Below are 13,110 nucleotides of genomic sequence, written 5' to 3' on the forward strand. Positions count from 1 at the left end.
GGTATCGATAAGGAAAATCAGATTGAGCGACAATAAAGCCCCTTTACACTGGTTCCGACACGCCGCGCCCTACATCAATGACCTGCGCAGCCGCACGCTGGTGATCGCTATTCCAGGCGATGCGCTGGAACACAGCAATTTTCGCAGCCTTATTCACGACATGGCCCTGCTGGCCAGCCTCGGGGTACGGCTGGTCGTTGTCCACGGTGCGCGCCCCCAGGTGAATCGTGCGCTGGCGGATCGACAGCTCGAGCAGCGCTTTCATGGTCGCAACCGGGTAACCGACCGCGAGACCCTGGAGGTCATCAAGGCCGCGGTGGGCAAGCTGCGTTTCGATATCGAGGCGGCTTTCTCCCAGGGGCTGCCGGACTCCCCCATGGCGCGCTCCGCGCTAAAAGTCATCTCTGGAAATTTCGTCACCGCCCGCCCGATCGGCGTGCTCGATGGGGTGGATCTCGGCTGGACCGGTCGTGTACGGCGAATGGAGGTCAACACCATCCGCCGCACCCTGGATCAAGGAGGACTGGTGCTGCTGTCACCACTGGGAACCTCACTCACCGGGGAATCGTTTAACCTCAATTACCTGGATCTGGCCGCCGAAGCTGCGCGGACATTGCAGGCCGAAAAACTGGTGATTTTTCGCGAGTCGCCACAACTGCAAGTAAACGACGAGCCGGTGCAGGAACTGAGCCTGGTCCAGGCAGAGCAGGCCGTCGCCAGCACCGACAGCGACGCCCTGCGCTGTGCAATCCGCGCCTGCAATGCCGGTACTTCCCGCACACATTTACTCAGCTACGCCCAGGACGGCGCTCTGGTACAGGAGCTCTTCAGCCGTGAGGGGACCGGGACCATGGTGTACCGGGATAGCTACGAAGTGGTGCGACGGGCGCGCATTACCGATGTGGGTGGCATTCTCGGCTTGATCCGGCCGCTGGAAAAGCAGGGCATACTGGTGCGCCGCTCCAGGGAAAAGCTTGAGGCAGAAATCGAACATTTCACCCTCGTGGAAGTGGACGGCACACCGGTGGCCTGTGCCGCGCTTTACCCCATCTCCGATCCGCAGGGTACGACCGTTGCGGCGGAGATTGCCTGCGTTGCGATCCACCCGGACTTTCGTGGCGGCGGGCGCGGGGCCAAGCTGTTACACCATCTGACACGCCAGGCCAGTGTGCTGGGGATCCCCGAGCTGTATGTTCTAACCACCCAGGCGGAACACTGGTTTATTGAGCAGGGATTTGAGCAGGTGGCGGTGCCGGACCTGCCTGCGGCACGACAGTCTTTGTATAACATTCAGCGCAACTCCCGGGTTTTGCGCAAGGTCCTTTGATTGGGCAACGCACTTGCCTCAACCCTCACGCAACGAAAGAAGCATCCTAATACACCCATAAATAACCAGACTATTTGCGAAATCATCCCGCCAGCGGCAGTTTTTTGTTAAGCTGTCGCACCTGTTTTACTCACCTTGCCGGATGAATTGTTATGCCTGCTTATCGCTCCCGCACTTCCACCGCCGGACGCAATATGGCCGGTGCCCGCGCCCTCTGGCGGGCCACCGGGATGAAGGACGACGACTTCCAGAAGCCGATCATCGCCGTCGCCAATTCTTTTACACAGTTCGTGCCCGGGCACGTACACCTGAAGGATATGGGGCAACTGGTCGCCCGCGAAATTGAGCGTGCCGGCGGAGTGGCCAAGGAGTTCAATACCATCGCCGTGGATGACGGCATCGCCATGGGACACGACGGCATGCTCTACAGCCTGCCAAGCCGCGAGATCATTGCCGACTCGGTGGAGTACATGGCCAACGCCCACTGCGCCGATGCGCTGGTGTGTATCTCCAACTGCGACAAGATCACACCGGGCATGCTGATGGCAGCCATGCGCCTCAACATTCCGGTGATCTTTGTTTCCGGTGGCCCGATGGAGGCCGGCAAAACCAAGCTGGCGGACCACAAGCTGGATCTGGTGGACGCCATGGTGATCGCAGCCACTGACTCCGCCAGTGACGAGGAGGTGGCCGAGTACGAACGCTCTGCCTGCCCAACCTGTGGTTCCTGCTCCGGTATGTTCACGGCCAACTCCATGAATTGCCTGACCGAGGCGCTGGGCCTGTCCCTGCCCGGCAATGGCACCATGCTTGCCACCCATGCGGATCGCGAACAGCTCTTCCTGCGTGCCGGGCGCGAAATCGTCAACCTGACCAAGCGCTATTACGAGCAGGATGACGAATCGGCGCTGCCACGTAGTATTGCCAACCGGGCCGCATTCGAAAATGCCATCGCCCTGGATATCGCCATGGGCGGCTCCACCAATACCATCCTGCACCTGCTGGCCGCGGCCCAGGAGGGGGAAGTCCAGTTCGACCTGTCGGACATTGACCGCATGTCGCGCAAGATTCCGCAGCTGTGCAAGGTGGCACCCAACACGCAGAAATACCATATCGAGGATGTACACCGGGCCGGCGGCGTGATGGCCATCCTCGGGGAGCTGGAGACGGCTGGACTGATCGATGCATCGCTGCCCACCGTCCACAGCAACTCAATGCGCAGCGCCCTGGACCAATGGGATATCCGTCGCACTGACGACCCGGCAGTGCACGAGTTCTATCGGGCCGGTCCCGCCGGCATTCCAACGCAAACCGCTTTCAGCCAGGACTGCCGCTGGACCAGCCTCGATGGCGATCGCCGCAGCGGCTGCATCCGCTCCGTGGAGCATGCTTTTTCCAGCGAGGGCGGGCTCGCGGTGTTGTTTGGCAACCTCGCACCCGGTGGCTGCGTGGTCAAAACCTCGGGCGTGGATGAATGCCTGTGGCAGTTCGAGGGGCCTGCTCACATTGTCGAAAGCCAGGAGACGGCGGTGCGGCACATCCTTGATGGCGAAGTGAAAGGCGGTGAGGCGGTCATCGTGCGCTATGAGGGCCCCAGGGGCGGTCCGGGTATGCAGGAGATGCTGTACCCCACCAGCTACCTGAAATCCAAAGGGCTTGGCCAGTCCTGCGCCCTGATCACCGACGGGCGCTTTTCCGGCGGCACCTCGGGCCTGTCCATCGGCCATGTATCACCGGAGGCGGCTTCCGGAGGCAACATTGCCCTGGTGCAAAACGGCGACACCATCCGTATCGACATCCCTCAGCGCAAGATTGAGATTGTCCTATCTGATGAGGAACTCGCACAGCGACGGGCAGCCATGCAGGAGAAGGGATCCCAGGCCTGGAAACCTGCGGAAAAACGTCCGCGCAAAGTCAGCACCGCACTGAAGGCCTACGCGATGCTGGCCACCAGTGCCGACCGCGGTGCAGTGCGCGAGATTGACTGAGCCCTGAATTCGAGGACTCAGACAGTAAGGCGGCGCACTGCGCCGCCTTTTTTTGTCAATAAAACTTCTGCTCGCTAGGACTTCACTCGGCCAGTTTGAACCGAATCCGATTGCGCACACCGTGGCGTATCACCGCCCTGCCATCTTCCATCTGTGGACGATATTTAAAACGTTGCACAGCTGCCAGTGCCGCGCGATTGAAAATCTCTGTGGCATTGCCTGCTGAATCGTAACCACCAATAACCACCGCGTTCTGCACGCTGCCACTCTTTCCGATACTGAATTCCACCACCACGTAACCCTCAATGCCCCTGCGCAGTGCCGAGGCAGGATAGCGGGGAGCGGGCTTGAATATCGGCACCGGCCCACTGGTAGATAGCACGGGCCCCTCGAACTCTCCGCCCGGGACAGGCGCGGCGATTTTGACCACTGATGTACTCTCCTCCACCCGGGTACGGTTTTTTAGCATGGGGGGTGGCTGCTGGGGGTCCTGCACCCTCACCGGGGGTTCGAATTTCTGCACCGTCGGCTTCAGGTCTGGCAAGTGAATATTCTCGACTTTAACAAAGTCGTCGGTGTCCGGTTCCGTATATTTTTTTGTGATCAACTGACTCATGGCCAGTAGCAACAGCAACGTGACAATCGCGGCCAGCATCCAGTTGGATAGCGAGCGCAGCAGGGGCTGGAAAACGGTGAAAACGGTGATGGGATTTCGCAGATAAGCTCTGTCCATAACACCTCTCCTCATTATTTTTTGGGGTGTCAATTGCGGCTGCCGGAGCGGCCGGATATGGAAAAGCTGATCAGCTACTTTAATTTATTAGTCGAAACTGGCGAATTTGCAAATAATTCTCAGTCAGAAGGTGGAAATCTACCAGGTCAAAGCCCTGATCCTCACCTTCATTGCCCGCACAGGCAAAAAAAAGGCCGCACTGCGTGCGGCCTTTTTTGCGAGAGTCCCTCCGGCAATCACATTACCAGCTGGTCCTCACGCTTCTTCTCGTTCTCTACGTAAGAGATCCACTGCTCGGCGAACTTCTTGGAGCGCTCGTCCTTCAGCGCTTTCTTCAGCTGCTTGAGAGCCTCGTCGTACTCTTTCTGGTTGGCATGCGCCATACCCAGCACGATGTACAACTGATCCGGGCGCTTGAGGCCGCCCTTGTTCAGTGCACGCTTGGCCATCGTTACGGCTTGCTCATTCTTGTCCAGGTCCAGGTAAATACCGGCCAGACGGGAGTAGAGCTCACCCTTGTCGGACAGCTTGGCCGCACCTTCGAGCTGCGGAATTGCCTTCTGCAGCTCCTGCGCCATCTGGTATGCCTGAGCCAGGGTTTCCAGGTTCTTGGAAGTGCGCTCGATCTTCTTCTGGTCGAGGCCCTTCTTGATCACCTTGGCACCCTTGTAAGGCATTTCGTTGCCCATGAAGAGATAGGCCATGTTCAACAGCTCTTTCTCTTTCTCCAGGGCACCCGCGATGTAGGCCGCCTCCATCATGTGCAGCTGGTCTTTTTCACGCTTCAGCTCACCGTACATGCCAGAGAGCTGCTTGTAGTACTCCCCTTTCGGGTAGTGCTTGACCAGCTTCTCCAGGATATCGGTAACCTTCTTGTAGTCGTTCTTCTCAAAATAGAAGTAACGCTGCAAGCCGTACCAGTTCTCCTTGGGCACCTTGCCCTCGCTCTCGTACATCGACACCGCTTTGTTGATGTCAGCGAGAGCCTTGCCTTCCTGGCCAGCCTGGTAGTAGACCTGGCCACGCAGGGCGTAGTCGGGGGCACCGACATTATCGGCACGGCTGAACCACTGGTTCAGGTAGTTGAGCGCGCTGTTCCAGTTTTCGGTAACGAAGTAGAGCTGGGCAATGGTCTTGAGCGTGTTCAGCTCGACGCCCACCGGGATGTTCTCCACACCCTGGGACAGTACTTTCTTGTACGCGTTGATCGCGTCTCTGTACCGCTCCATGCTGTAGTAGACAAAGCCGTAGAAGTAGTACATCTGCGCACGCTCGTACGCGTTGTACTTGTCAGCGCCGGCTTCCATGTCCCGCAGGGCCTGCAGGGCCGCGGGCCAGTTTTCAGCGTCGGCTGCTTCCTGGACCTTACCGAGCTTCTTGAACACGTTCTCCCGCATCGCCGGGACCTTGCGTGTCTCCTCGCTGCTCTGTGCCTCCGCCTGGGCGAAGGGCGCGGAAACGCCTACCGCTTCCAGGACGGTAACACTGACCGCGGGAGCCAAGACCAAGGGCAGCGCCACGGACGTTCGCAAGACGAATTTGGAGAATCCCTTCGTCATGGTCGTCAACTTCATATGCTTCCCCTTTAGTTCTCGGCCATATTAAAGCTGATTTTGGTCTTCACTCCGGGGACCTCAATCGGCTCACCATCGACCACCCGCGGCTTGTACTTGTACTTCAATGCAGACTTGATTGCCGCACGATTGAAGATGGTGGTCGGGCGGCCGTCATTGGTGAAGGCTTCCACAACCCGCGCATCTCGCACAGAGCCATTTTTGGTTACGGTGTATTCGACAATCGCATAGCCCTCGATTCCGCGCTGCAGAGCGCGACGGGGATACTGCGGCGCCACTTTCACGATGGGCAGGTAATCACCCTCGCTGGCGAAGCCGCCGATTCCGCCAACCTGTATACCACCACCGGTACGCGGTGCGGACATATTGATGGTGTCGTCCAGGTTAGGATCGTCGAACTCAGGTTCCGGCATTTCGGGGGGCGGCTGCTCCGGCTCCTCCGGCTTGTCCGGCTTGCTGGTGTCGTACTGGGTTTCGATCTTCTGCTCCGGCATGACGATGTCGGCAACCTTGATCTGCTCCTCCTCTTCGGGAGCACCGAGGTTGGCCTCGATCAGCGCATGCATGGTGAAGATCAGGGCAAAGGTGGTGGCGACTGCCAATACACCCGCCCCTAATAATCTTACCGGGTTCATAGCTGTTAACTCTTTTCTGTCGCGACCGAAACTTTCTCGATACCGATTCTCCTGGCGGCGTCCGCAATCAGGGCAACCTTCTCGATACTTGCTTCCTTATCGGGCTGAATCACCAACCAACCCTTGGGGTTTTCGGCATACAGACGCTCGAGGGTGACCTTCACCAAGCGATCATCTACCTGCTCTTTGGCAATCCAGATTTCGTCGTTTTCGTTAATCGCTACCAGAATAGAGGCGGCTTTGAGTTCTGCGGTTGTCGCTTCCGGCTTCAACACGTCGACGCCCGGCTCCTTGATAAAGGTCGCGGTGACGATAAAGAAGATCAGCATGATAAACACCACGTCCAACATGGGCGTGAGGTCAATTGCTCCAGCTTCTTCTTCTGCCGTTTTTTGTCTCTTGCTCATAGCAACTCTCTTAGCGAACTTCCTCGACGGAGCCCCTGCGGGACTCCGCGAGAGTTTCTGGCTTGGCTAAACCTTCACAGCAAATAAGCTACGCCTCGGCCTGGCTCATTGCCTTATGCGGTGCCTTAGTGATCCATCGTCAGATGGTCTTCCAGCAGCTGGGTTTCGCGCTCCGCTTTACCCTGGAGGTAAGTATTGGCAAACACGCCAGACAGTGCGGTCACCATACCCGCCATTGTCGGGATGGTAGCCATGGATACACCACTGGCCATCTGTTTGGCATCACCACCACCGGTAATCGCGAGAACTTCGAACACATTGATCATGCCCCAGACCGTACCCAGCAGCCCGAACAGGGGCGCCAGTGATACACAAGCCTGAATCATGTCCATGTTGTCCTGAATCTTCTCGGATACCCGGGAGATCAGCGCGTAGCGGATCTGGTGCGCACCCCAGGACTTGCGCTCGGGGCGCGCCTCCCACTGGTCGAGGGCACCTTGCACATCACCCTTCAAGCTCTTGTTGAAGTAGAAGATGCGCTCAAAGATCAGCGTCCACATAAAGAAGGTCAGGATGGCGATCAGAAGCAGTACTGGCCCGCCCGACGCCATAAAGGCGTTGACGGCGGCCCATGCGTCATTTAATGCGTGCATGTTGCCGCCTCCTCTTATTTACGCTCGGCGTTTTCCGCCACGATACCGGCACTCTGCTCTTCCAGAATGTGCAGGATACGCTTGGCGCGGCCGTTAACGATGGTGTGCATCAGTACGGTCGGGATCGCCACACACAGACCCAGTACGGTAGTTACCAGAGCGGAGGAAATACCACCGGCCATGGCTTTCGGGTCACCGGCACCAAAGATGGTGATTGCCTGGAAGGTGATGATCATACCGGTCACGGTACCCAGCAGACCCAGCAGCGGGGCGACCATGGCGATGATCTTCAGCAGGTTCAGGCCGGACTCGATCGCCGGGCGCTCCTTCAGGACCGCTTCTTCCATCTTAAGCTCGAGAGTTTCACCGTCCACGCCCTTGTTCTCTTCGGCAACGGCCAGAACACGACCCAGCGGGTTGTTGGTGTTCGGGGTGTCGGAGCGCAGCTGGGCGTTCACGCGGCTATTTACACCGGACAGCACGATCAGACGCCAGATAGCCAGCAGCATGGCGATCACACCAACAGCGGTGATGATATAACCAACGATCTTACCCTGGTGCCAGCGCTCAACAATGCTCGGGCTGTTGATCATGGCCTTCAGCAGGGAGCCACCGGTAGGACCAGTCGGGTCAACACCGAAAGCGGAGAAGCCGGTAGTGGCATTCTGCAGGTCTTGTGCCATGGACAGGTACTTGCCATCGGGCTGACGGATCAGCTCGGCCATTTTGTTGGCATCGGTCATTTCCAGGTACTTGCCGTTGGAAACCAGGTTGAAGTTACCAACGCGGACAACTTCCTGCTCCACCTGCTCACCGTCGGGCTTGATCACGGTGCCGTTGAACTTGACCACTTTGCCGGATTCAACGATTTCACGCTGCATCTCGTACCACAGACGCTCGATTTCCTCGATAGTCGGCAGCTTGGTCTGGGAGTTCATCTTCTCGATCAGGGTATCGAGGAACTCGGTACGGCCCGGGTACTGTGCGGAAACGATGGAGGACTCCATGTTGCCGCGCAGGTCGCCAGCGGTGGAAGTCATGTGACCGAACAGCTCTTTCAGGGAGCCCATGCGCTCGTCCAGCTGGTCGCGCTTCTGCTGAACCATCACTTCCTGCTCCTGGTACTTGGCTTCCAGGCGCGCGGAACGCTCTTCTTCGGCAGTGCGGGTTTGCTTGGCCTGGTTCAGCAGGGACTGCTGATTGGCCTTCTGGCGACGGAACTCCGCTTCGCGCTTTTTGTGCTCGGCAGATTCGGCGATTTTGGATTGACGCACCATTTGCAGCAGCTGGTCCAGGGACTTGGCTTCTTCCTGGGCCACTGCAGTGCTGTTGATCAGACCTGCCGCCAGTACTGCGGCCGTCATGGATACTAGGCGTTTGGCGATAGTGGTTTTCATTGCGCAGCCTCCGGAGCGTGGATCGGCATTGTCATGATGTCTTGAGTGGCCTGCTTACGAGCAATCTTCAGACCATTCTGAATGGCGCGGCGGTAGTCGCCAGCGTCGATCTCAACCCACGCTTTCTGCTCTTTGTCATACGCCAGGGAAACCTTGGAGTCAGTAGTCTGGGCAACCAGTGCGATACGACCGATTTGCAGAACGTTGACTTCGCGATCCTGACCGTCCACAACCAGGGTATCCCCGTAGCTGTCGATCTTACGCGCGTATTCGGCTTCAAAGTTGTACAGCTCCAGCACCTGACGGAATTTCTCCGCAACGGTGACGTCGGAACGGTCCATATTGTTCTTCACGCCCTGCAGGTTCGCCATGCGCTCTTCCAGCTTGAACGGTGCGTCCAGCTTGATGAACTGCTCCAGGCCGTCGAGCATGCGAAGAATCAGCGGCTGGATCTGGCGCTCGATCACGGTGACGTTCTCGATGGACTCATCCAGGTCCTTGATGACCGCCAGCTGGTTGGCCAGCTGCTTTTCGAGCTGGGCGTTGTAGACGCGCAGACCGTCGATCTCTTTGTTTACCACCTTGAAGTCCTGCAGCAGGCTGGTGGTTTCTTCGGCAATCTTGTCGATGCGCTTTTGGGACGCCTGAGCGGCAGCAGTTTTCTGCTGGCCAACAGCCAGGACGTTGTCGAGTGTATCCGCAGTGGCTACGCTGCCATAGAGTGCGCCGGCAGACAGCGCAGTGGTCAGCGCCACAGCCATGAATCGCTTGGTTTTCATTAGACCCCCCAGTGGGTTCAATATTTCACAACATGGTCGCGATGGTTTAGCTGCCACAACGCGGTGTGATTTTGGTTTGAAGACAGCTAAGAGCCGCACATTGTAAACAGCCGAATTGATTATTCAAATGCCGATTGACAGTCTCGGCCCGCGTGTGTAGCCAGGTAACACTTGGGTAACAAACCCGGGTCTGATGCACACAATTGCGGCGGTGCTCAATGTGAAAGCAGTCACGAAAACTATCAGAAAGGTTAAAAGTTGATCAAGTAGATTTTATTTTGACCTGTCGTACTGGACTAAGCAGTAGTTGTATTCGTCCCTGTCCGACGCCGAGTAACAATCCCGACGGGTTTCTGACCACCCACCCGCAAATTCCGGGAAGAAGGCATCGCCTTCCACGTCGGCATCCACTTCCGTGACATAGAGCCGCTTTGCCAGCGGCAAGGCTTGGCGGTAGATCTCCGCCCCCCCGATCACCATCACCTCCTCAGCGCCGCCCAGCCGGGCCGACTCCCCAGCCAGCCGCAGGGCCTCCTCCAGGCTGGTGACGACAGAGACACCCTCCGCGTGCCATTCAGCGTTGCGGGTGATGACAATGTTTAGCCGGCCGGGCAGCGGTCGACCGATGGATTCGAAGGTCTTGCGCCCCATGACCACAGGCTTCCCCATGGTCACTCGCTTGAAAAACTTCAGGTCGCCGGAGATGCGCCAGGGCAGGGCGTTTTCGCGGCCGATGGCGCGATTGCGCGCCATGGCGGCGATCATGGCAATGGGGACATCCTTCATCTATATAGCCACCGGTGCCGGGATATGGGGATGGGCCTCGTAGCCCTGAAGCTCGAAGTCCTCGAAGCGGAACGCAAAGAGATCATCGACCTCTGGATTGAGCCGCATCTGCGGCAGCGGCAGCGGCTCCCGTGACAGCTGCTCTTCTACCTGCTCCAGGTGATTCAGGTACAGGTGCGCATCGCCAAAGGTATGAATGAATTCCCCGGGCTGCAGATCGCAGACCTGCGCCAGCATCAGGGTCAGCAGGCTGTAGGAGGCGATATTGAACGGCACCCCCAGGAAAATATCGGCGCTGCGCTGGTACAGCTGGCAGGACAGCTTGCCGTCGGCCACATAGAACTGGAACAGGGCGTGACAGGGCGCGAGAGCCATACGGCCGGCGGCGGCATTATCCGCCGGGGAAACGCCCTCATCCGGCAGGTCCGCCGGGTTCCAGGCGCTGATGATCAGGCGGCGGGAATCGGGCCGGGTCTTCAACTGCTCCACCAGCTCCGAAATCTGGTCAATCTGGCGGCCGTCCGCTGTCGGCCAGGAGCGCCACTGGTGACCGTAAACAGGACCGAGATCGCCACTTTCGGTCGCCCAGCCATCCCAGATGCGCACGCCGTGTTCCTTCAGGTAGCCGATATTGGTGTCGCCTTTCAGGAACCACAGCAGCTCGTGAATGATCGAGCGCAGGTGGAGCTTCTTGGTGGTCACCAGGGGAAAGCCCTCGGCGAGATCGAATCGCATCTGGTAGCCGAACACGCTGATAGTGCCGGTGCCGGTACGGTCGCTCTTGCGGGTGCCGTTGTCGCGCACATGGCGCATGAGTTCGAGATACTGCTTCATCTTTATTCAGGTTCCACTCTTGGCCGCGGTGCGCCCTTCGGGCAGCGGCTGGGTACGGTAGCTCCACACCAGCAGGGCAATACCGGCGGCGATCATGGGTAAACTCAACAACTGGCCGCGGGTCATCCAGCCGAACAGGTCGAAGCCGATGTGGCCGTCCGGCTCGCGCACAAACTCCACCAGGAAACGGAACACACCGTAGAACAGCACGAACATACCGCCCACTGCCAACCGCGGTCGCGGCTTGCTGGAGAACCACCACAGTATTGCGAACAGCACCAGGCCCTCGAGAAATGCCTGGTAAAGCTGCGACGGGTGGCGCACCAGTTGCTCCGGATCCCGCGGGAATATCATGCCCCACGGCGCATCCGTGGGGCGCCCCCAGAGCTCCTGCCCGATAAAGTTGCCGAGCCGCCCGAGACCGAGGCCAATCGGCACCAGGGGCGCCACGAAATCAATCAGCGCGGGGAAAGTGGTGCCGATCTTGCGAGCATAGATAGCGGCGGCCAGCATCACACCGATGAGGCCACCGTGGAAGCTCATGCCCCCCTCCCAGACTTTAAACAGCGACAGAGGGTCGGCGACAAGCTGTGGGAAGTTGTAGAAAAACATGTATCCGAAACGACCACCGACCACCACACCGACAGCGCAATAGAGGATCAGGTCCTCCACCTCAGACTTGATCACCGGCGACCAGGACTTGCGGCTGCGGCGCAAAGCCAGCCACCAGGCGGCAATAAAACCGCCGAGGTACATCAGGCCATACCAATGCACCTTGAGCGGGCCGATGGCTACGGCGACGGGATCGATCTGCGGATAGGGAATCATCGGCTGTTCACTATGGTTGGCGTGTAGAATCAGGCGGAAATCTTACCAGAAGCCCGCAGCCGAGTAATGGCCTCACAGTCGCCCGCGCGACTGGCTATCATTCCCCCTCCGGAGCGAAAAGCCTGACGACCTATGTGCCTGCTGCTGTTTGCCTACCACTGCCACCCGAACTACCCGCTGCTGATGCTGGCCAACCGGGACGAGTTCTATCAGCGCCCCACTGAAGCAGCCGCCCCCTGGCCCGGGGGCCAGATGGTAGCCGGGCGGGATCTGGAGGGCGGTGGTACCTGGGCGGGGATTGCACCCGGCAGGGTGGCGGCGGTGACCAATATCCGGGAACCCCATATCCCCGGCCCACCCGATGCCCTGTCGCGCGGCGATATCCCGCGGGGATTCCTGCAGGGCGACAGCGCCCCCCTCGACTATGCCAATTCACTGCAGAGCGACCGCTACCGGGGCTTCAATACCGTCCTGTTCCGGCTGGGCGCGGATGACGAACTGGTCTGCGCCGGCAACCGACACCAGCCGTTTCGCTTCGCCCCCGGGGTTCACGGCATTTCCAATGGCGCCCCCGATGCCCCCTGGCCCAAGGTGGAGCGGGGACGCGCCGCCCTGGCCGAGCTGCTCAATGGCCGGGGCCCCGACCTCAGTCACGACAGTTTTGTCGAGCGGGCCATGGAGCTGCTACGGGATGAGCGGCCTGCGCCCCGCGGGGAACTGCCGCACACCGGCGTCGGCACGGACCTGGAGAAGGCCCTGTCGCCGATTTTTGTCCGCATCGAGCGAGGGGACTTCCCCGGCAGCATCGCCGGCGAGGCTCCCGGCCCCTATGGCACCCGCGCCAGCACAATAATTGCCGTCACCCGGGATGGCACTACCCAGCTCTGGGAACAGACCTATCAAGATGGCAAGCCCGCCGGCCAGATCCGCCAGTTCACCCTCTCCGCGACTCAGCAGGGCCACCTGTGACCAGTATTTCCCAGCCGGGCCATGCATTTTCCTAGGGTGAAATGATTCCAGCGCCAAGCAAATTTCGCATTTGTTGCCATACTTACTTTCACGGGTCCGATTTGGTTGAGTTTCGTGCCGCCAAGCCGGCCCATATAAGGAAAGTCGCGCGGGACGCATGACAATGGCGAGCCGTCGATAGATATCGACGAACAACAGGA

At 59.1% G+C, this 13,110-nt stretch carries 13 protein-coding genes; 3 read left to right on the plus strand and 10 right to left on the minus strand.

Annotated features, from left to right (window positions below):
• Nucleotides 1-22 precede the first annotated feature (22 nt).
• Together argA and ilvD are read left to right on the plus strand one after the other, a co-directional pair.
• Complete coding sequence (argA, locus tag AWR36_RS07345) at nt 23-1,327, plus strand: amino-acid N-acetyltransferase (RefSeq protein ID WP_067083217.1); 1,305 nt, start codon at nt 23-25, stop codon at nt 1,325-1,327.
• Between the two features lie 152 nt (nt 1,328-1,479).
• Nucleotides 1,480-3,315 (plus strand): dihydroxy-acid dehydratase, encoded by a 1,836-nt coding sequence (ilvD, locus tag AWR36_RS07350; protein WP_067083219.1) that lies wholly within the window; start codon nt 1,480-1,482, stop codon nt 3,313-3,315.
• 82 nt (nt 3,316-3,397) lie between these two features.
• Here ilvD and AWR36_RS07355 read toward each other — a convergent pair whose 3' ends face one another.
• The 10 genes from AWR36_RS07355 to lgt form a co-directional block, all read right to left on the minus strand.
• A complete protein-coding gene (locus AWR36_RS07355) occupies nt 3,398-4,048 on the minus strand; it encodes an energy transducer TonB (RefSeq protein ID WP_067083222.1) in 651 nt (216 codons plus the stop codon).
• A 236-nt stretch (nt 4,049-4,284) separates the two neighbouring features.
• On the minus strand, nt 4,285-5,622 hold the full coding sequence (locus tag AWR36_RS07360) for a tetratricopeptide repeat protein (RefSeq protein ID WP_067083224.1): 1,338 nt from the start codon (nt 5,620-5,622) through the stop codon (nt 4,285-4,287).
• Nucleotides 5,623-5,633: 11 nt separating this feature from the next.
• Complete coding sequence (locus AWR36_RS07365) at nt 5,634-6,257, minus strand: energy transducer TonB (RefSeq protein ID WP_067083227.1); 624 nt, start codon at nt 6,255-6,257, stop codon at nt 5,634-5,636.
• 5 nt (nt 6,258-6,262) lie between these two features.
• Entirely contained in the window at nt 6,263-6,664 is a 402-nt protein-coding gene (locus AWR36_RS07370; RefSeq protein ID WP_067083230.1) for an ExbD/TolR family protein, read from the minus strand.
• 125 nt (nt 6,665-6,789) lie between these two features.
• Nucleotides 6,790-7,317: a MotA/TolQ/ExbB proton channel family protein gene (locus AWR36_RS07375; protein ID WP_067083233.1), complete on the minus strand. Its 528-nt coding sequence runs from the start codon at nt 7,315-7,317 to the stop codon at nt 6,790-6,792.
• Nucleotides 7,318-7,331: 14 nt separating this feature from the next.
• Nucleotides 7,332-8,714: a MotA/TolQ/ExbB proton channel family protein gene (locus AWR36_RS07380; protein ID WP_067083235.1), complete on the minus strand. Its 1,383-nt coding sequence runs from the start codon at nt 8,712-8,714 to the stop codon at nt 7,332-7,334.
• Nucleotides 8,711-9,493, minus strand: a complete 783-nt coding sequence (locus AWR36_RS07385; protein WP_067083237.1) for a DUF3450 domain-containing protein — start codon at nt 9,491-9,493, stop codon at nt 8,711-8,713. Before AWR36_RS07385 ends, AWR36_RS07380 begins: the two co-directional genes overlap by 4 nt.
• A gap of 273 nt (nt 9,494-9,766) precedes the next feature.
• Complete coding sequence (gene folA, locus AWR36_RS07390) at nt 9,767-10,279, minus strand: type 3 dihydrofolate reductase (protein ID WP_067083240.1); 513 nt, start codon at nt 10,277-10,279, stop codon at nt 9,767-9,769.
• On the minus strand, nt 10,280-11,113 hold the full coding sequence (locus AWR36_RS07395) for a thymidylate synthase (protein WP_067083242.1): 834 nt from the start codon (nt 11,111-11,113) through the stop codon (nt 10,280-10,282).
• A 6-nt stretch (nt 11,114-11,119) separates the two neighbouring features.
• A complete protein-coding gene (lgt, locus tag AWR36_RS07400; protein WP_067083244.1) occupies nt 11,120-11,941 on the minus strand; it encodes a prolipoprotein diacylglyceryl transferase in 822 nt (273 codons plus the stop codon).
• Between the two features lie 132 nt (nt 11,942-12,073).
• Here lgt and AWR36_RS07405 point away from each other — a divergent pair, with 132 nt between their 5' ends.
• Nucleotides 12,074-12,910, plus strand: coding sequence for an NRDE family protein (locus AWR36_RS07405; RefSeq protein WP_067083246.1), 837 nt, complete (start codon nt 12,074-12,076; stop codon nt 12,908-12,910).
• Nucleotides 12,911-13,110 lie beyond the last annotated feature (200 nt).

Origin of the sequence: Microbulbifer flavimaris (assembly GCF_001641755.2) — a bacterium.
GTDB classification, from domain to species: domain Bacteria; phylum Pseudomonadota; class Gammaproteobacteria; order Pseudomonadales; family Cellvibrionaceae; genus Microbulbifer; species Microbulbifer flavimaris.